Consider the following 19,580-nt stretch of genomic DNA (forward strand, 5'->3'; position numbering starts at 1 on the left):
CGCCCGTTTTGGTGGGGGATACGGGAAGGCGGGAATTCTGAAGGGCGAGGAGGCAGGCGCGGATGCAACCTCTGGGGTTGCCTGTTGGACACTGACGCGGATTGCTCCAGGTAGCCACTTCTTTCACGATCAGCCCCGGTCTTAGATTCTCACTGGCACCGCGGGCCCCTTGGAGGCGGTTGCCTCAATTCGCTGAAGCGATAAGCCATGCAAACGAGTTCTCTCATCCGTGTTGGCATCCTCGAGGATCAGCAAGTCTTGCTGGAGAGCCTGGTCACCGTCTTCGAGACTTCCGGAATCCCGGTGGTTGTGCGCAGCACCACCGTGGAGGACTTCCTGGCTCGGCTGCGGCAGCAGCCTCCGGACGTGGCGCTGGTGGATCTGCGGCTGGAGCACGCCAGTGGCGAGGTGAGCTCGGATGGCATGCGAGCGGTGGAGCTGCTCCATGACTTCCATCCGCACGTGCGCCCCATCGTGTTGTCCGCCCACCGGGAGGTGGAGCAGGTGGAGCGCTGCCTGCGCGCCGGAGCCGCGGGCTACCTGTGCAAGCAGACCGTGACATGCGCGACGCTGCTGGAGGCGGTGGAGCGGGTGGCGCGCGGCGAGCGGCTGGTGCCCCCGGATCTGTTCCCCACGGCGGTGCAGGGGGAGGACTCGGCGCAGGGGCGCGGGGTGCTCCAGCGGCTCACGTCCCGCGAGCGCGAGGTGCTGAGCTACATCGCCTCGGGCGCGGACAACCTGAAGATCGCCGCCTGCCTGGGCATCACCGAGCGCACGGTGAAGGCGCACATCACCAGCATCTACCGCAAGCTGGATGTGGAGAACCGGACGCAGATGGCGATGCTGGCGTGCCAGCTGGGCATCGAGCGCCCCGCGTAGCTATAGCCCGCCTGGCCGCCCGCGGTGTTGCCCATCCAGCCGCGGGTTGGACCTGGGGCCAATGGAGGCTGTCGGCGTGCGGACTCATCTTGTCCTCAAGCCCTGGCGGTGGGATCCCTCCTTCCCTGCCTTCTCTCGCCGCCGGTGCCCTGAAGGACGTTGTCCAGCGGGCCGGGGTAGAGACGCTTCCTCCCCTGCCCCGGTCCGCTGCTGCCTTGGCTGCTCGCGCCTCTCCGCCTCGAGTGTCGACTTGGAGCCCAGAGGCCCCAACCTGAGGACAATGCCGCGTTGGGCTTGGCAGCCCTATTGTGCCGCCCGCTTCTTTCTTGCTGGGAGAGTGCACATGCGGATGAAGGCTTTCAGGAGCACGGTGGTGGTAGGCGCAGTGGCCGCGGCCACGTTGCTGGGCTGGGGATGCAAGGGCGCGCAGTCGGAGCAGAACGGCGGCCAGAGCGGCCAGAGTGGCCAGAGCGGCCAGGGCACCGGCACCACCAGCGGAGGCGAGGGTGGGGCGACGGGCTCTGGCTCGACCGGCTCGGGCACGGGCACGCCGGTCAATCCGAGCCCCGGCATGGGCGGCGGCTCGGGCGGCTCGGGCGGCGGCTCGGGTGGCTCGGGCGGCGCCTCGGGTGGCTCGGGCAACTCCGGCACGATGCAGCCCGGCAGTAGCCAGCCGGGGAGCACGCCGGGCAGCTCGGGCAACTCCGGCTCGGGCCATTGAGCCCTTCGGGTTTTCCGTGTGGCTGGGGTGGGAAGGCTGCGTCCCATCCCAGCCTGCTGTCTCAGGGCTTGGTGGCGACCACGAGCTCGAACGGGCCCGGCAGCACCTCGGGCGCTCGGAAGCCGAGCTCCTTCAGCGCCTGCAGGTAGTACTCCACCTCGCGCAGCCGGCTCACGCAGCTGTCCACGCCCATGAGGAAGTAGGACCAGAAGAACTGGGCCGTCAGCCGCTCGGGAGTGCGGAACTCCTCGCAGATGAGGATCCGGCCACCGGAGGGCAGCGCCGCGTAGGCGGCCTTCATCAGCTCGCGCGCCGTCTCCGCCGGCCAGTCGTGCAGCACGCGCACGAAGGAGAGCACGTCATAGCCCTTGGGCAGCGGCTCCTTCAGGAAGTCTCCGCCCATGAAGCCCAGCCGCGCGCCCAGCCGGTGCGCCTCGCGCGTGCGCGTCACCAGGGCCTCGGTGGCCGGCAGGTTGTACACATCCACGGCGAGCCCCGGGTGCTGCTCCAGCAGGTGCGCCGCGAGCGTGCCATCCCCGCCGCCTACCTCCAGCAGCCGCTGGCCCTCGCCCCACAGCCTGTCGCCGTGCGTGCGGAACACCTCGAGGATGGGGCCCAGGCCCGCGGCCATGCTGGCCTCGAAGCCCGCCACCTGCTCGGGTGTCTGCGGCGGCCAGTCAAAGGACTCGCGGGGCATGCTCTTCTGCCCGCGCAGCACCTCGGGCAGGTGGCCGTGCAGCTCCTTCCAGCCGTACTTCTCGCGGTCGCGCTCCAGCGAGCGCGGGCCCACCACCTTGTCGGCCGCCTCGCGCAGCCCTTTCACCGCCGTGTAGCGGGCCTCGCTGATCGCGTCCGTCTCCTGCACGCGCTTCACCAGGCCCATGCTCTCCAGGCAGTCCAGGAATTTGTAGAGCCGCCCCGGCACCAGGACGTGCTTCTGGCTCAAGTCCCGCAGCGTCACGGGGCCGGCCTCCAGGTCCTCCAGCAGGCCCAGCTCGTGCGCCGTCTGCACCACATCAATGGCCCGCGCGCCGTTGAAGAGCAGGTGCAGCAGGCCGCGTGGGGTGAACTCCAGGGTGCTCATGCCTTCTGCCTCCGAGCCTCCGCCACGAGGGCGTCCATGAAGCGGTCCACCTCCTCCAGCGTGTTGTAGAAGTGCGGCGCCACGCGCAACATGCCCCGGTAGCTGCAGATGAAGCCCCGCGCCACCATCCGCTTCGCCACCTCCGCGTCCCCGGGGAAGCGCAGCGCCACCACGCCGGCGCGCTGGGACTCCTTCCGAGGCGTCACCACCGTGAAGCCCGCCTCATCCGCCCGCTCCATCACCCGCGCCGTGCACCGCAGCGAGTGCGCGCGGATGGTGGGCATGCCCACCTTGGCCAGCAGCTCCAGCCCCACCCGCGACAGTTGGGAGGGCAGCACGGCGGGGGTTCCTCCGGCGAGCCTGCGCGCCGTGTTGGCCCAATCGCGCGAGGGCTCGAAGGTGAGCGGGTTCTCCCCGGCCATCCACCCGGTGGCCGCCGGCCGCAGCGTGGGCAGCAGGGCGGGGCGCACGTACAGGAAGCCGCTCTCGATGGAGCCGCACATCCACTTGTGCGCGCCGCCCAGCAGGAAGTCCACGCCCAGCGCCTCCACGTCGACGGGGACGGCGCCCACGGACTGGTAGGCATCCACCGCCACCAGCGCGCCCACCTCGTGCGCGCGCTTCACCACGGGAGCCAGATCCAACATCGCCCCCGTGGAGCTGAAGGCGTGCGTGATGCTGACGAGCAGCGTGCGCTCATCGATGGCTGCGCACAGCCGCTCCTCGTCCATCCGCCCGTTCTCGGTGGGCACCACCACGGCCTCCGCGCCGTAGCGGCCAAAGGCCTTCCAGATGAAGGGGACGGTGGGGAACTCGAGATCCGTGGTCACCACGCGGCGGCGCTCGCCCTGGTAGTCGAAGCACGTGGCCAGCCGTCCCATGAGCGTGGTGAGGTTGGAGTCCGTCACCACCGAGCCGGGCGGCCCGCCGATGAAGCGCGCCACCGCGTCCATGTAGCCGAGCCAGTCCGCCCACCAGCCCTCCCACGCCTCGTCCCGCCAGTTCTGGAGCGTCTGCGAGTAGCGCTGGAACACCGCGTCCATGCCGCGCGGGAACGCGCCCGTGGAGTTGCTGTTGAGGTAGGTGCACTTCTCCAGCAGGGGAAACTCAGCGCGGACCGCCGCGAGCGTGGTGTCCATATCAGTATTGTCCCTGATCCTTCGGAGGCCGGGTCCAGTCCATCCCGACTGGATCCTGTGAGCTGCCACCGGAGGCTGCGTCCTCCTTCGCCTGGGCCGCGCGGCGCGAGGTGGGCGGCTCGGGCCGGGACCACGGATCGTCATTCTCCGGCGGCGGGGGAGCGGGCTGCGCCTCGCCGCGGCGGGGCGGCTCGGGCCGGGACCACGGATCATCCACCGGGGCGCTCGGGGTGGGCGCGCTCGCCGTGGAGGAGGGCTCCACCTGGGCCGCCGTCGTGGCGAGCGCCTGGGCCGGGCTCATCATCGGAGCAGGCTGCGCGGCAGGGGCCATCACCCGGGCGGGCTCGGTGGGGAGCGCACTCGGCGCGTGCGGCGCCGGCGCGGCGGGAGGCGCACTCGCCGCAGGGGGGAGCGGCATGGGGGCCCCGTGGGCCTCGCCGCCTGGGGCCCGCGCGTGCGCCGGGGCGGGGGGCTCCGAGGCCCTCCGGGTTCCGGGCGCGTAGCCACCGTCGCGCCGCCACGCGTTCGTCATCTCCGCGCGCACCTCCCACAGCTTGCGGAACAGCGGCAGCGTCATCCGGCCCGCCAGCACCTGCGTCGGCAGGCCGTCCAGCGCCTTGATGGAGCGGTCCACGCCGATGATGCGGCGGACCATCTGGTAGTGCGTGTACAGCCACGTCTGGAACAGCTCGTCCAGGTCCACGAACTGCTCGCAGATGCGCTTCAGGTCCTCCGAGCCGAACGCGCCGACCTTGTACACGTCCAGCAGCCGCAGGTTCCCGCGCCGCATCAGCGTGCGCTCCAGCGCCGCCTCCATCGCCTCCGCCGACAGGCGCATGGCGTTGTACCCGGGAGACTCCTGCCCGCTGCCGTTGCCCAGGCTGCGCCGGATGATCTGATACGTGTCCGGCGTCATCGTCTCCAGGATGTTCATCTCCGCCACCAGGCAGCGCATGGTGCGCAGCATCCGCTCCAGCCGCCCCGTGGCCGGCCAGAGCAAGTCGCCGTCCATCTCCGCCACCACCTCCACCGCCTCCTGGGAGATGAGCTTGAGCCACAGCTCCTGCGCCTGGTGGGTGACTTGGAAGAGCAGCTCGTCATGGTGCACGAGCTCCTCCGAGGGCGTCTGCAGGTTCAGCAGCGTCCCCGTCTTGATGTAGACCTCGTAGTCCAGCTCCCCCTTGCCCACCCACTTCTTCAGCAGGGGGTTGAACATGGGGGACTCCAGTTGGCGGCGTAACTTTTCAGCCTCACTGTAGTCAGGTGTACGCAAGGCTTAGCCCTCCAGCGAGCACGGGCGAATCAAGAGAGGAGACAGCCGAGTCAGCGAAAGCGGTGGAGCTCAGACCAGCGGCACGGGAGTAGGGCGGGGCTTGTGGCGGAAGGACTCGATCTTCTGCGCGAGCTCGGCGCCCTGGACGCTCTTGGAGAGGTAGCCATCCGCGCCCGAGCTGCTGGCCAGCACGCGCAGGCGGGACTCATCCGAGGCCGAATAGAGGATGAAGGTGGTGCCCGCCGGCGCCTGAGCGCGCGCCAGCGACACCACCTTGTCCCCCTTGAGCGAGGGGAAGTTCACGTCAATGAGGACCACGTCCGGTACGGACTGCTGGATTCGGGTGGAGACACCCAGCGCGGACAGGTGCGTCTCCACCTCGAAGCCGTAGGCGCTCAGCGAGCGCTCGACCAGATCCAGCAGATCCGGGTCGTCATCCACGACCAGGACGCGGAGCTTCCCCTCAGGCATGGCTCTTCCCCAGATGCTTGCGGATGGTGTCGAGCAGCTGGTCGCGATCCAGGGGCTTGGTCAGGTAGGCGGTGCAGCCGGCCGCCAGGGCCTTGTCCTGGTACTCGCGGCCCGCGTGGGCGGTGACGGCGATGACGGGGACCTTGGACACGGCCGCCGGCAGCGCGCGGATGCGGCGGGTGGCCTCCCAGCCATCCACGCGCGGCAGCGACAGGTCCATGAGCACCAGGTCCGGCGTGTCGCGCTGGGTGCGCTCCAGGCCGTGCTCACCGTCCTCGGCCTCGAGCAGCTCGAAGTTGTTGCCGAGGTAGCGCCGGACGATGTCGCGGTTCTGGGGGTTGTCCTCCACGTAGAGGATGCGCGGGGGGCGCGTGCTGGTGGTCGAGCGCTTCTGCAACAGCAGCGTCTTGGCCTGGCCAATCACCTCGTCGATGGCGTGGCCGCCCTTGCGCACGAAGGCGATCAGCCCGTCGCGCAGCGTGGACTGCTCGCTGAGGTCCAAGTCCTTGCCGGTGAGCACCACCACCGGCATGTGGAGGTTCTCCGTGCGCAGCCGCCGCAGCACCTCGAAGCCGTCGAGGTTGGGCATCATCAAGTCCAGCACCACCAGGACGGGCGGAGACACGCGCGCCTTGAGGAGCGCGTCCTCGCCGCTGTGGGCCTCGGAGGTGGAGAAGCCGGCGCGGCGCAGGCTGCGGCTGACGAGCTCGCGGGTGCTCGAGTCGTCATCCACCACCAGCACCTCGCCGCTGGCCAGGGCCTGGGTGCCCAGGGTGCGCGTCACCACCTCCACCAGGCGGTCCGGCTCCACGGGCTTGACCAGGTACTCGCACGCGCCCAGCGAGTAGCCGCGCGCGCGCTGCTCCTCCACGGACACGAGGATGACGGGGATGTTGGCCAGCGTCGGCTCGCTCTTGAGCTGGCTGAGCACGCTCCAGCCGTCCAGCCGCGGCAGGTGGATGTCCAGGAGGATGGCCTGGGGCTTCACCTCGCGCGCCAGCCGCAGCGCGCTCACGCCGTCGTCGGCCGGAATCACCTTGAAGCCCGCCGGCTCCAGCTGGCCTACCACCAGCTGCTGCATGAGCGGATCATCATCCACCACCAGCACCGTGCTGCCGGCGGCCAGCGGGGCCAGCTTCGCCGCCACCTCCTCCACCGTCACGGGCTCGGGCTGCTCCACCGGGTGGGTCGGCGCCGGCCCTGACGTCTCCAGCACGCCCGCCAGGCGCACCGTGAAGGTGGAGCCGCGGCCCAGCACGCTGGTGACGTTGACGTTGCCGCCCAGCACCTTGCTCAGCTCGCGGACGATGGCCAGCCCCAGGCCCGTGCCGCCCACCTTGCGCGTGGTGGAGCCGTCCACCTGACGGAACTTCTCGAAGATGTAGTCCACCTGATCGGCCGGGATGCCCACGCCGGTGTCCTCCACCGTCATGACCAGCTCGTTGCCCTCGGCCCGGGCGCCCAGCGCCACCTCACCGGACTCGGTGAACTTGGCGGCGTTGCTCAGCAGGTTGAGCATCACCTGCCGCAGCTTCAGCGCGTCGGTGCGCAGGTAGCGCGCCCGCTCCTCGATGTTCAGCGTGAGCGCGACGTCCTTGCCCTTGAGGTACTCGCGCACCGTGGCCTGGCACTCCTCGGCCAGCTCCTGGATGTCCACGCGCTCCACGACGACTTCCACGCGGCCCGCTTCGATCTTCGACAGATCGAGGATGTCGTTGATCAGCGCCAGCAGCGTCTTGGCGTTCGTCTTGACGACGTTCAAGTCGCGGCGGCCATGCGCGGTCAGGCGGCTGCCCTCCTCGCGCATGAGCAGATCGCAGTAGCCGATGATGCCGTTGAGCGGCGTTCTGATTTCATGGCTGAAGTTGGCCAGGAACTCGCTCTTGAGGCGGGCGGCGGCCTCGGCCTCGCGGGCGCGCTCCTCCTCGTTGCGCTTGGCGATGGCCAGCTCCGTGGCCAGCCGGTCCAGGTCCTCGTTCTGCTGGCGGATGAGCTCCATCTGCAGCGCGCGCTGCTGGTAGCTGGCCAGTGAGCGCGCGGACACCGAGCGCGTGCGCTTGATCTCCTCGAGGCTCTCGGCCAGCTTCTTGTTGGCCGCCTCCAGCTCCTCCTTGGAGGTGCGCAGCACGTCCTCGTTCGCCTTGCGGTCGGTGATGTCCTCCGTGACGCCCATCACGTAGAGGACCTCGCCCTGCTCGTTCATCAGCGGCACCTTGCGCGTGCCGAACATGCGGTCCTTGTCGATGACGCGCGCCACCTCGTCGAAGACCTTGATGCGCTTGCTGGCGATGACCTCGCGATCATCCGCCACGAAGGCATCGGCCTGCTTCTTGGGGAAGTAGTCGTGATCCAGCTTCCCCACCAGCCAGTCCTTGGTGGTCTTGAACGAGTCGGCGAAAGTTCGATTGGCGACCTTGAGCCGCAGCTCCTTCGCGTCCTTCACGAAGAGGAGGAAGGGCAGGCTGTCGATGATGGTGTTGAGCAGCCAGTTGCTCTGCTTGAGCTCGGCCTCCGAGGCCATGTGCTGCTGGTGGCTGGTGAGCACCTGATGCTCACGCGCGAGCACCAGCCCCAGCCGCCCCAGCTGCTCCTCGGTGAGGTAGTCCCGGGCGCCGGCCTGCGTGGCGGCGCTCAGCGTCTCGTCGCTCCACTGACGGGACAGCACGACGAAGGGCGTGGTGCCGCCCTTGTCCTTCCACAGCGCCTGCACCTGGGACAGCGGCAGCGCCGGGGACTCGGTGCCGATCACCGCCAGGGACCAGGGCTTGCTCAGCGCCGCGGCGAGTGTCTCGGCGTTGGTGGCGCGCTCCACCTCCGCTTGCGGCGCCACACGGCGCAGCGCGCTGCGGACCTGTTCAGTCTCGCGCTCGCTGGTGAGGAGGAGGATGCGGTGGGTAGGGCTTTCGGTTTGCGCGGGGGGGGAGAGGCTCATCAGTTGGATCCGAACGCCAGCACGGTCAGCGTGGTGTTGATGTGGAACCCCGAGTAGATCTCGAAGTGCACATTCATTCCAGCCGCCGTCGGCGCGGAGCGCAAGGTCTCGGCAAGCTCCGGTATCTTACCCGTGGAGCTGGCGTACCACATACGACCACCGCAGTGAAACAGGAGGGCGGCCTGGGGGTTGTGTACCCGCCTGGGCAGCTCCTCCGTGAAGAAGCTCTTGGTCATCCCCGCCATGTCGCCAATCTTCATCAGCTCCAGCTCGGAGCCCTCCTCCAGCAAGTTGGCGAAAAGAATGGAGTTATCCTCGAGGATGGGCTTCCACGGGGCGCGGATGAAGTACTCGCGTCCCACTCGCAGCGCGGTCGGCCGCACCGCGAAGCCCTGGGGCGTGCCGAACTCCAGCTGGTCCGGCCGGCACCCGAGCAGGTCCGCGTAGCGCAAGGCCGCCGGCTTGCCGTCGATCTCCAGCGCGCGGGTGTGCGTCTCGTCGACCTTGGTGATCGTCATGCGCTCGCCGGTGGGGATGTACCAGTGCGAGCGCAGCGCGGCGAAGGGGGCGTTGGTGCGGAACAGCGCCACCAGCACGCAGTCGGTGGACACCTCGCCGTCCACGTGCAGCTGCGCGGACTGCTTGCTCATGTCCGGGTTGCTGTCGCTGGCGCCGCCGCCCACCAGCACCAGCGTCTGGTTCTTCTCGAGGATGCCCAGCAGCAGCTCCTCTTTCTTGTAGCGGAAGCCGTCGTCAATCACGAGGCCCACGTACTTGCGCGGATCCAGATCCGCCTGGCGCACGCCCAGCTCCTCGCAGGCGCGGCGGATGGCGGTGGCGCCCGCGGACACCGCGTCGGCGGTGAGCCCGGTGCCCAGCCCCAGCCCCACGTCGAAGTCGCCGGAGAGCGCGCCCAGCACCACCTGGCCGGAGTAGATGCCGGTGTTGTCCAGCTCGCCCGCGGTGGTGGCGCCCACCAGGCGGGTGCCCTTGGGCAGGCGCTCACGGATGGCGCGGTTGAGCGCGCTCTGGTCGCGCTCGCGCGAGGCGTACATCATCACCAGCTTGGGCGTGATGGCACCCAGCTGTTTCATCAGGTCCTCCGCGGCCGCGACGGGCTCCTTCTCCGAGGTTCGAGCCGTCTGCATCTTCACCTGTGCCATGGAGGACCTCCTGATTGAGTGGAGCGGCTAGAGGCCGCTCTTCGGGTGTGTAGTGTGGCAGGTACTGGTGCACTGCTGGAAGGATTCGCGCCCACCGCCCACGTACATGTTGGTGAGGTCGCCGAACATACTCGGGGGCACCTTGCCATTGTGCTTCTTCTTGGTGTCGTCGGCCTTGTGGCACGAGAAGCACGCGGCCTTGCTGGTGCGCTGGATGCTCTCATTGTTCAGGTGGCACTTGCTGCACTGGGCCAGGTCCGCGCCGAAGCGGTTGGAGCGCGAGTGGATGAAGTGCACGCGCACGAAGATGGGGCCCTCCAGCTCGAAGCCCAGCGGCGTGTGGCAGCCGGCGCACGCGGCGCGGTTGTCGTTGGCGTGCAGCACGTTGGCCAGCTCGCCGCCCTGGCTGTGGCAGGAGTTGCACGGGCCGGTGGTCAGCGGCGCCAGGGTGTGCTGCGCGGTGCCCACCTGGATCTCGATGGTCTTGCTGGCGGGGATGTCCTCGCCCATGTACACGCGGCGGCCCTTCACGGTGACCAGATAGGTGCCGGGCACGGCGTTGGCGGGGAGCTGGTAGGTCCACTTGTCACTCACCGGAGCATCCCACCCAGCGTGGGCCGGATCAAACGCGCCGCCGAACAGATCATTCCCCTTGGGGAAGGTCTGGAACTGGGAGAAGACGCCGTCGCGCTCGAACGTCGCCACCGTCTGCACTTCGGTGTTCGGATCCACGAACGCGTCCATGTCGATGACGGAGCGGATGGGCTTGATGAGCTGGGCCGGCCCGATGATCTGCGTCATCAGCATGCGCTCGCGGTGCTTCCTCCGGTAGTACGTCGCGGTGGGATCGAAGAACGCGTTGTAGTACTCGATGCCCGAGGTGCTCTGGCCCGAGATGACCTCATTATACGTGGGAAGGGAGCCCTGGGGGTGCAGCCGGTTGCCGGCGCCATCCTTGAGGGTGAGCTGGAACTGGATGGCCGTACCCGGAGCATAGGTGCCATCCGCCTGGGGTGCGGTCACCGGGTTCACGTCGATGTTGAAGCCGTAGGCGTAGGCCGGCTGGGCCACCTGCTCCACGGGGATGGTGTAGGGGGCCACCGGGCGCAGCGACCAGCGCAGGCGCAGCGCCTTGGTGCGCGGGTCCAGGGTGAGGATCTTGCTCTTGCACGGGGTGCGGGCGTTGCGCAGCTCCACCAGCGCCTCCTCCATGAAGCTGGTGGACCCGGTGCAGTCGGTGACGGTGGGGCAGCCGTACGTCCACTGGATGGCGCGGAAGCGGCGGACGAAGAAGTCGTCATCGTCCCGGCGCTTGTCGTCCGAGCCCGCGTTCAGGACGACGGGCGCGGCCAGGATGTTGCCGTTGCCGTCCACCTGCTCCACCAGGAAGAAGCTGGGCACGCGCATCCACGCCGCGTCGCGGTAGAAGCGGCGGCGGTGGTAGCCGTCCGGGCCGGCGAGCAGCTCGAAGGCCTGCTCGGCCAGGTTGATGCCGCCCCAGCCCAGGCCGCTGAAGTCGCCCGTGCGGTCCAGCCCGCTGACGCCCTCGTCGCTGGTGGCGTTCATGCTGGAGCGGATGTCGAGGGTGTTGACGTAGAAGGCCTGGCCGGCGCGCAGGCGCAGCGGCGCGCCCGAGCCGTTCTCCACCGCGAGCGCCAGGGCCACCGCGCTGGTGTTGCCCGGCGGGGGGGTGAGGCTGTCGTCGCCGTCGTCCTGCAGGGCCTGGGAGTGGGCGCTCATCGCGGAGGCAGCCTCCGGCTCGCCTTGAGGTCCGCAGGCGGACACCAGGGTTGCCAGTGCAACGAGCAGGAAGCCTACACCGAACGACCCCACCCGGTGGGTGGTCTCGTACTTCGTCGCCGATGGTGCATTCGTCTCACGCATGGTGGCCCCTCCTTGCGAACCCGGAGATGAGAGGGCATCCCCGGCTTCTTGTTATGTCCCCTGAGCTCTCTTCTTATCCTGAGAACCCGAGAGGATCATCATTTCCGGCTTTCCCCGGAAGAGATTGTTTCGAGCCATAAAAAGAATATCCGTTTCGGAAAGAACAGTTCAACAAGTAAGAAAAATATCCTGACCTGTTGAACCGAAACCGTCGGATTCCCCCTGTTTCCGTCCCCTTCTTTGAGAGAATGAGACATTTTCGGGCTCCCTTCTTCCCGGAAGGGAACGGGACATGGGCTCGAGCTTTCTTGACTTCCCTGTTCAGTCCTTGCTGCAAACGAACGGTAGCAGCGGCTGGATACGCGGCGATATACGCCCAAAGTGGTATGTGTTTTACACACAGTGTACAGAATGGAGAGAGCTGGAGGACGCTTGTGAGGAGGCGGCTCGGCTCGCGGATCGGGCGGCGCTTCGGGCGGCCGGACTGAGCAAGAGAGGTTGACTCACCGGGTTGTGTGGCGCGGGCGGCGGGCCTGGGGGCTCCTGAGAGCGGCAGTCCCAGGCGCTGCGGGATGGCCTTCGCGCGGGCGGGGCGTTAAGAGGCGAGCCCCTTTTCTTCCCCGCGCTGCCGACTGCCTATGTCCCTCGTCGAAGGTCTCAAGGTCCGCTACCTCCCCCAGCCCGAGTGGGGCGTGGGGCACCTCGCCATGCTGGAGGACGGAGGCGCCAAGGCGCTCGTGTTCTTCCCTGCCCGGGAGGACGCACCGGTGCTCGTCTCCACGAAGGGTGGCGCGCTGGTGGCCCATGCGCTGCCCTCAGGCGAGCCCATCGTCACCACCAAGGGGCGGCAGGCCACGGTGGTGCGCGAGGAGCCCGGCGCGCGAGGCCTGCGGCGCTACGTCATCCGCTACGCGGACACGGGAGAAGAGGACGAGATGCCCGAGTCCGAGGTGCGCGCGCTGCCTCCGCGCTCGGATCTGCTCTCCACGCTGCGCGAGGGCCGGGTGGGGGACGCCAAGGCGTTCATGCTGCGCAAGCAGGCGCTGGTGCTGGATGACGAGCGGCGCTGCGACGCGCTGGGCGCGCTGCTGGCCAGCCGGGTGATGGTGAAGCCGCACCAGGTGGGCGTGGTGCAGCGGGTGCTGTCGGCGCGGCGGCCGCGCTTCGTGCTCGCCGACGAGGTGGGCCTGGGCAAGACGATTGAGGCGGGCATGGTGTTCAGCGCCCTGCGGCTGTCGGGGCTGGCGCGGCGGGTGCTGGTGGTGGCGCCGAGCCACCTCACGGTGCAGTGGCTGGTGGAGCTGTTCCACAAGTTCAACCAGCTGTTCACGCTGATGGACTCGGACCGCTACGCGCAGTCGCTCAAGGAGCAGCCCGAGGTGTCCCCGTGGGAGCGCTTCCCGCTGGTGGTGACGAGCCTGGAGCTGCTCTCGCGCACCGAGGAGCACCGGCGCGCGGTGGCTGAAGAGGGGGCGTTCTGGGACCTGGTCATCATCGACGAGGCGCACCACCTCAAGGGCGAGAAGGCCTTCGAGGCGGCCCAGGCGCTGGCGGGCAATAGCTGGGGCCTGCTGCTGCTCACCGCCACGCCCATGCAGCTGGATCCGGCCGAGTACCACGGGCTGCTCACGCTGATCGACGCGGCCACGGCGCCCACGGTGAAGGGCTTCGAGGAGCGGCTGGCCCGGCAGGAGGAGCTGTCCAGCGCGGTGCGCGCGCTGCTGGAGGGCAATGAGCCCGCCAAGGCGGTGAAGGCGCTGGCGAAGCGGTTCCCGGACGACGCGAAGCTCCAGGCGCTCAAGGTGCGCGAGGCGCTGCTGGAGCACCTGGCGGAGACATACAGCCTGTCGGAGCGGCTGGTGCGCAACCGGCGCGCGGTGGTGGGTGGGTTCTCCACGCGGCGGCTGCACCGGCACCCCGTGCAGCTCTCCGCCGAGGAGCTGAAGACGCGCGATGCGGCGCTGGCGGCGCTGGCGGGCTCGAACCTGCGCGGCGCGCCCCTGGCCAACGTGCTGCGCCGGCTCGAGTCCAGCCCCGCCGCCTTCGCCGGAGCGGTGAAGGCCAACCCGGCGCTCAAGGCGGCGGACCTGAAGCTGCCGGCGAGGGACGCCAAGCTGGTGGCCTTCCTCGGGGTGCTGCGCGGCATCTGGGCCTCGGAGGCGAATGCCAAGGTGCTCGTCTTCACCGAGAGCCGGGACACGCTCGAGGCGCTCCAGACGGAGCTGGGGCGCGAGGGCGTCGAGGCGCTCGGCTACCATGGGGACTTGCCGCTGGTGGAGCGGGACAGGCAGGTGGCGCGCTTCAGGGACCCCGAGGGCCCGCAGGTGTTGTTGTGCACGGAGGTGGGCGGCGAGGGCCGCAACTTCCAGTTCGCCCACCACCTGGTGCACTACGACTTGCCCTGGAGCCCCGCCACGGTGGAGCAGCGCATCGGCCGTCTGGACCGCATCGGCCAGACGAAGCCGGTGGAGATCCACGTGTTTGATCCGGTGGGTACGCTCGCCGCGGACGTATTGATGTTGCTGGCGGACGCGGTGGGCGTCTTCGGCGAGACGGTGGGCGGCCTGGACGCGGTGCTGGAGGAAGTGGAGAACCGGCTGGCGGACCTGGCGCTGCTCCCTCGCGATGCCCGAGTGGCGTACGCGGCGGAGCTGAAGGCCAAGGTCGAGGCGGCGCGGGCGCAGGTGAAGCGCGCGTATGATCCGCTGTTGGACCTGCGCTCCTTCGACAAGCCCGCGGTGGAGCGGCTGGTGACGCGCGCCCAGGCCCGCATGGGCATCGAGGCGGACGAGGAGGAGGAAGAGGAGCAGCCGCTGGAGGACGGGCTCTGGGGCGTGGCGAGAGACCTGGACGAGCGCCTGGAGGAGACCGTCACCGAGCTGGCGAAGCGGGTGGGGCTCCGGGTGGACACGGACGAGGAGGTGGAGGCCTTCCAGTGTGCCTTCCACTTCGGCCACGCGCTCAACGTGGAGGCGCTGCCGGGGCTGGACGTGATGGAGGACCGGACGGTGCTGGGCACCTTCTGGCGCGACACGGCGGTGGAGGCCGAGGAGCTGGAGTACTTCGCCACCGGGCACTCGCTCGTGGAGGCGCTGTTCGGCTTCTTGCGAGACGGGCCCTACGGGCGCAGCGGGTTCCGCTACATCGAGAAGCGTGGGCCGCTGAAGGCGCGCGGGCTGGAGCTGCTCTACCACGTGCAACTGCCCGAGCCCGAGGACACCTCTCCGGGCGCCCGTGTGCCGAGCCGTCAGCTCGCGCGCTTCCTGGAGCGCACGCTGCTGCACGTGGCGGTGGCGGAGGCGCCGGGCGGGGCCAAGGCGGACGCGAACCTGCTGCCGGTGCTGGAGGCGGAGGGGCGCGCGCTCAAGGGCGACGAGGTGACGCGAGCGTTCCCGGACATCCGCGGCTTCGTGGACGCGGCGGTGCCGGTGGGCCAGAAGGCCGCCGAGACGGAGCTGAGCAAGCTCGCGGCGAAGGCGAAGAAGGCCATCGAGGCCGAGCGCGACACCGCGGTGGCTCGCATGCGGCTATCCCTGGGACACCAGGGGCTCTCCGCCGAGGCCCTGGACGAGCAGCTCGACGCGGAGCGCCTGCACTACGAGCGCCTGTTGAGGACGCTCGCGGGGGCGAAGGTGGTGCTCGACTCGGCCTGCGGCTTCGTCATCAACCGCTGAGCGGCTGGCTCAGGCCTTGAGCTTCTCGCGCAGGGCCTTGGCCCGGCCCTGCATCTCTGGATCCATGCTGGTGAGCTGGATGGACTTGAGCCGCTCGTCCAGGCTCTTGGGCACCTTGGTCTTCAGCTTGCCCTCGGCCTCCATGGCCTCCAGCTTCGTCAGCGCCTTGTCGGCGATCCGCTCGCGCGGATGATCCAACAGGCTGTCCAGGAAGTACGTGTCCTCGGGCAGCTCCGGGTACTTCTCCAGGTACTCGACGACGCCCGCCACCCACTCCTGGCGAGACTCGGCCTGCTGCAGCTTCTGCATCGCCTGCTTCTGCGTCTTGCGCTTGCCCTCGGGGTCGAACTTCTCGGCCAGCCCCTGGGGCAGCTCGCCGCCGGTGAACAGCGCGTCCGCCGCGGTCTTGTACTTCTGATACGACGCGCTGCGCTCAATCCGCTGCTGCGCCGGGTCATCGTGACGCGAGTGGCTCTTGCTCTTGCCCCGCATCGCGTCGATCTCGCGCCAGCTCTTGTTGCGCTTGCCGGAGAATCCGCCGCCGTCGTTGTCGTCCTTGTCTCGTGCCATCCGTCAACTTCCCTTCCGGGCCTTCCACAGCGCCGCCAGCCCGCGCCGCACCAGGGTGCGCACCCGCGCGAGCTCCTCGGCAGAGAGGGGGTGCTCCTCATCCTGCTCCGCCTCGAACAGCGCTTCCTCCGCATACGCGGTGAGGGCCTGGGGCACTGGCGGAGCCTCCGTGTCCTCCCTCAGCGCCGCCGGATCCACACTGGCAAGTCCCGGCGGCCAGCCCAGCTCCAACATGGCGTGCAGTTCGAAGAGCAGGTGGCGGGCTACCGCATATCCTTCGTCCGTGAGGCCCGCGCCGTCAAGCTCGCCCAGCAGCGCATCCTGCCGGTTGTCGAAGGAATGCATCCGCCGCGTGCGCTCCTTCTCCTCGTCTTCCAGATAACGCCAGGCAGCCTCCACGAATTCGCTCCCCGGCTCGCCCGGGGCGAAGGGAGGGGGCCTCACGGGCTTCACCTTCTTCGGCCGCGGGGGCCGGGGCTCCTCCGCGCCTCGTACCGGCTTGCCCTCGGCAATCAAGTCCCACAGCCCCAGCAGGTTCTCGAAGAGCCGCTGGGCCACCTCGGGCGAGGGGAAGCGGGGCTCGCTCGGAAACAGGGTGGGAATGACGGAGGTGTGCGGCTGGCCCTCGGAGTGGGCCTGGCGCATGTGGACAATCACCTCCGAGGTGTCACAGGGGCTGCCGGCGAGCTCCAGCAGCCCGTCGAGCGTCTGCGCGCCCTCGAAGTGGTGGACGAAGTCGCTGCCTCTTCCCCGTGAGCGGCTCATGGTGGCCGTAACGCTAGCCTCGGTGGCGAGGGGACGCACGCACGCATGCTAGGCTCCGCCGCTGGATGAACAACCCCTCGCCAGAGAAGCTGAAGGCCGCAGTGCAGGCGCTGTACCGGGTGCGAGCCGTGGAGGGGCCTCCCGGGGACAATGGTCAGAAGTCCGTCTGGCACATGTGCGCGCAGGGGGCGGAGCTGCTGTCGCTCGTGGACATGGAGGGCCGGGTCCAGCGCCAGGAGCTGACGCTGCTGGGAGACCACTACGTGTGGACCAGCGGACAAGGGCTGCGCACCGGACGGGTGGAGACCGAGGGCGGCTCGAAGGCGAACCCGGCCGCGGCCGTCGTGCACACGGATCCGCAGCTGGTGCCCTTCCGGCTCATGCGGGCCGCGCTGGCGCTGGAGAACTACGAGGGCGAGGACCGTTACATACTCCACATGAAGCGGGTGCTCGCGCTGGCCCGGGAGGGCCTCGAGATGCGGGAGGCCTCCGTCGTCACCCACACCGCCGAGCGGCCCAAGGAGCCGGAGGCCCCGGCGCCCACGCCCCGGGCGATGAAGCCCACCTCCGAGGCCGCGCCGAACGTCCCGCGATCCTCCAAGTACGAGGGAATCATGATGTGGGTGGTGTTCGGTATCGGAGTCATCGCCGCGTTCGTGATGCTCATGCGGATGCTCTGAGCGTCGGCGACGAGCTGGGGAGCCCGGGGGCGCGGCGCCTTCACGAGCTGAGCGGCCATGGCCAGCTGCAGCACCTGCAGCCCATAGCGCTGGATCTCGGCCGCGCGGTGGAGGATCTCCGGCGCCAGGGGGCCGGGAGTGGGAGTGCTCCACAGGGTGGCGGTGCCGCCATGAGCGGGCCAGGCCACGCGCGAGTCCGAGTCGAACAGCACCACGGTCGAGGCCCCCGCCAGCTCGAGCGCCTGCGCCGCGGCGCCGAGCTGCTTCAAGGAGACATCGTCCGAGATCTCCAACCCCACGAACCTCCCCGCGAGCACTTCGGGCACCTCGGCGGGCGAGGGGCTCAAGGAGAGGGTGAGGGTCTCGCCCCCTTGCACGGGAGAGAGGCGGAGCGTGCCACCGCTGTCCAACCGAGCACGCCAGGACAGGGCGAAGGGCTCCTTCATGGCGGAGGGGAGCAGCAGCTCCAGCGTGCCGGCCCTGGCCGCGAGGACGGCGAAGAGGGGCTGTCGAGCCTCGAGCCACTCCACCGTCGCGGGGCTGGCCGCGAGGGGGTGTTGCCCCACCAGCTCCACCGAGTGCGCGCCGGCCAGGCGGCTCGCCTCGAGCAACTGGCGCACCGCGCTCCCGGAGAGGCGGGCGTCCACCAGCAGGGGCATCACGGGCTCGGGGAGGGCGCCGGAGGAAGCGGGCACGCCCCGCGCCGAGTGGAGCGAGGCGGAGAGGGCCTCGGCGAATTGCTTGGGCGAGTTGCTCCAGGAGAGGCGGTGCCCAGCGCTCGAGACGACGCTCTCCAGCGAGGCCATGGCCGCGAGCGGCCGAGGTGTGGAGGCCCGGAGCGTGGGGAGGGCCTCGAAGCCCATGGGCAGGGTGATGGAGTCGAGGCCCTCCTGATGGGCGCGCTGCTCGGCGAAGCGCAGCGGGTGGCCATCCAGCATGAGCAGCGAGGTGACTGCGGCCGCGAGGAAGGCGCTGCCCATCCATCCTCGCGCGGGGCTTGCGTCGCGGAGGGCCCGCCAGACGAAGAGCACTCCCCCCAGGGTGGCGAGCAGGACCTGACAGGCCTGGCGTATGGGCCGCAGGTGCGCCATGTCCTCCGCGGCCCCGCTCAGGAGGTTGACGCGCTCGGAGAGGGGCGCCTGGGGCAGGTGCGTGAGCAGCGTGAAGAGCTGGCGCGCCTCCAGGGCTCCCACCAGGGCGAGGGCCGCCAAGACGAAGGCCACGGCGATGCCGAATAACAGGCTGGCCGTGGAGCCCCGAGGCGCGGGGTGCCACTTCCCCGCGGCGGAGACTCCGGCCATGGCCAGCCCGAGGCCCACGCCCATGAGCAGCGCCGCGCTGATCCAGGCGCCCAGCATCCGCGAGGCCATGGCCTCTCCCACCCCGAGCGCCAGGGCGTTGCGCGCATCCGAAGCCCCCATCCCGGCGAGCGCCGCCACCGTCCGGCTGACGATGGCCTCGGTGCCCAGCAGCCCCACCGTCCAGGGCAGGGTGGCCATGCCCAGCATGACGGCCAGGGGCACCAGCCGCCCGGTGCCAATGTGGCAGACCATCAACGTGAGGAAGGCCAGCTCCACCAGCCCCGAGAGCACCACCAGGGGCGCGAACGGCCCCGCCGCGCTCATGAGCCGCGAGAGCTCATCGGACCCTCCGCTCCAGACCACCAGGAGCCAGGAAGCGAACAGAACGGTGATGGGAGCGGTCGCAGCCGCAACTACACCGGGGGCAAGGCTCGGTCGGGCGGTCACAAGCATTTCCCGGGAAATTAGGTAGCCCGGGTATATCCGGTAAGTCAGACCGGGGGCCGACCGACCAGCCAATAAACGACGGTGAACACGCCGCCGATGATGGGGCCCAGGAGGGTGCCGAGGATGACCAGTCCCATGCACTTGCCCGGCTCGCAGCCGATGTTGGCACGGGCGAAGAATCCGAAGATCAACACCGGCACGTGGAAGCCGAGGAAGAACAGGCCCACCCCGCGCACCACGAGCCCGCGGTACCAGGTGCGCGTCATCAACCGGAAGACGATGGGCACTAGGAAGAGGGTGGTGGTGGCGGCGGTGGCGAGGGCGGCCTGACGCACCGCGACGGCCCAGCACGCCAGCGCGGCCAGCGCCAGTGCGGGCCCCAGCAGCAGCGCGTTGAGGTTGGGCGGAGACGGCTCGCGCGACATTCCAAGGTGACGCTCGCAAAGCGGGCGGCCCGGGGCAAGACATGAAGCTTGGGGGACGACTGAGGGGGCACCTCTTCGTGGGCGCGTTGCTGGATCCGACGGTGGGCGGGATGCTGCGTCCCGGGAGCCTTCGCTTCCGTTCTGCCGAGAGTGAACAATGCACGCTGAGGCA

Annotated in this window: 14 protein-coding genes; 4 read left to right on the top strand and 10 right to left on the bottom strand. The window is 69.4% G+C overall.

The genetic code is table 11. The annotated features are described in order from the left end of the window. The first annotated feature begins 207 nt into the window (after positions 1 to 207). Positions 208 to 879, top strand: coding sequence for a response regulator transcription factor (locus ACJ8AT_RS10760; protein WP_407737581.1), 672 nt, complete (start codon positions 208 to 210; stop codon positions 877 to 879). Positions 880 to 1,222: 343 nt separating this feature from the next. Next, on the top strand, positions 1,223 to 1,600 hold the full coding sequence (locus ACJ8AT_RS10765; RefSeq protein ID WP_407737582.1) for a hypothetical protein: 378 nt from the start codon (positions 1,223 to 1,225) through the stop codon (positions 1,598 to 1,600). Between the two features lie 61 nt (positions 1,601 to 1,661). Here the strand turns inward: ACJ8AT_RS10765 and ACJ8AT_RS10770 are convergent, their stop codons facing one another. The 7 genes from ACJ8AT_RS10770 to ACJ8AT_RS10800 all read right to left on the bottom strand — a co-directional run bounded on the left by ACJ8AT_RS10770 (position 1,662) and on the right by ACJ8AT_RS10800 (position 11,546). Next, complete coding sequence (locus ACJ8AT_RS10770) at positions 1,662 to 2,684, bottom strand: methyltransferase (RefSeq protein WP_407737583.1); 1,023 nt, start codon at positions 2,682 to 2,684, stop codon at positions 1,662 to 1,664. Then, a complete protein-coding gene (locus tag ACJ8AT_RS10775; RefSeq protein WP_407737584.1) occupies positions 2,681 to 3,823 on the bottom strand; it encodes an aminotransferase class V-fold PLP-dependent enzyme in 1,143 nt (380 codons plus the stop codon). Before ACJ8AT_RS10775 ends, ACJ8AT_RS10770 begins: the two co-directional genes overlap by 4 nt. 1 nt (position 3,824) lies before the next feature. Beyond that, positions 3,825 to 5,039, bottom strand: a complete 1,215-nt coding sequence (locus ACJ8AT_RS10780) for a tryptophan 2,3-dioxygenase family protein (RefSeq protein ID WP_407737585.1) — start codon at positions 5,037 to 5,039, stop codon at positions 3,825 to 3,827. Between the two features lie 126 nt (positions 5,040 to 5,165). Continuing rightward, on the bottom strand, positions 5,166 to 5,567 hold the full coding sequence (locus tag ACJ8AT_RS10785) for a response regulator (protein WP_407737586.1): 402 nt from the start codon (positions 5,565 to 5,567) through the stop codon (positions 5,166 to 5,168). Then, a complete protein-coding gene (locus tag ACJ8AT_RS10790) occupies positions 5,560 to 8,499 on the bottom strand; it encodes a response regulator (protein ID WP_407737587.1) in 2,940 nt (979 codons plus the stop codon). Before ACJ8AT_RS10790 ends, ACJ8AT_RS10785 begins: the two co-directional genes overlap by 8 nt. Continuing rightward, complete coding sequence (locus ACJ8AT_RS10795; protein WP_407737588.1) at positions 8,499 to 9,662, bottom strand: FIST signal transduction protein; 1,164 nt, start codon at positions 9,660 to 9,662, stop codon at positions 8,499 to 8,501. Before ACJ8AT_RS10795 ends, ACJ8AT_RS10790 begins: the two co-directional genes overlap by 1 nt. A 27-nt stretch (positions 9,663 to 9,689) precedes the next feature. Then, on the bottom strand, positions 9,690 to 11,546 hold the full coding sequence (locus ACJ8AT_RS10800; RefSeq protein WP_407737589.1) for a cytochrome C: 1,857 nt from the start codon (positions 11,544 to 11,546) through the stop codon (positions 9,690 to 9,692). Between the two features lie 638 nt (positions 11,547 to 12,184). On the opposite strand from ACJ8AT_RS10800, the gene ACJ8AT_RS10805 reads away from it, so the two are divergent. Further along, positions 12,185 to 15,220 carry a helicase-related protein gene (locus ACJ8AT_RS10805; protein WP_407737590.1) on the top strand — a complete coding sequence of 1,012 codons (3,036 nt, stop codon included), beginning with the start codon at positions 12,185 to 12,187 and terminating at the stop codon, positions 15,218 to 15,220. Between the two features lie 9 nt (positions 15,221 to 15,229). On the opposite strand, the gene ACJ8AT_RS10810 is transcribed toward ACJ8AT_RS10805, so the two are convergent. Together ACJ8AT_RS10810 and ACJ8AT_RS10815 are read right to left on the bottom strand one after the other, a co-directional pair. Beyond that, positions 15,230 to 15,790 (bottom strand): hypothetical protein, encoded by a 561-nt coding sequence (locus tag ACJ8AT_RS10810; RefSeq protein WP_407737591.1) that lies wholly within the window; start codon positions 15,788 to 15,790, stop codon positions 15,230 to 15,232. A gap of 3 nt (positions 15,791 to 15,793) precedes the next feature. Beyond that, the gene (locus ACJ8AT_RS10815; RefSeq protein WP_407737592.1) at positions 15,794 to 16,555 is read right to left on the bottom strand and encodes a hypothetical protein; all 762 of its coding nucleotides are present in this window, start codon (positions 16,553 to 16,555) and stop codon (positions 15,794 to 15,796) included. 65 nt (positions 16,556 to 16,620) lie between these two features. Here ACJ8AT_RS10815 and ACJ8AT_RS10820 point away from each other — a divergent pair, with 65 nt between their 5' ends. After that, positions 16,621 to 17,235: a hypothetical protein gene (locus tag ACJ8AT_RS10820; RefSeq protein ID WP_407737593.1), complete on the top strand. Its 615-nt coding sequence runs from the start codon at positions 16,621 to 16,623 to the stop codon at positions 17,233 to 17,235. 1,792 nt (positions 17,236 to 19,027) lie between these two features. On the opposite strand, the gene ACJ8AT_RS10825 is transcribed toward ACJ8AT_RS10820, so the two are convergent. Then, on the bottom strand, positions 19,028 to 19,408 hold the full coding sequence (locus ACJ8AT_RS10825; protein WP_407737594.1) for a hypothetical protein: 381 nt from the start codon (positions 19,406 to 19,408) through the stop codon (positions 19,028 to 19,030). Between the last annotated feature and the right edge of the window lie 172 nt (positions 19,409 to 19,580).

It is taken from the genome of Hyalangium sp. (assembly GCF_045802625.1).
Taxonomy (GTDB): Bacteria; Myxococcota; Myxococcia; order Myxococcales; family Myxococcaceae; genus Hyalangium.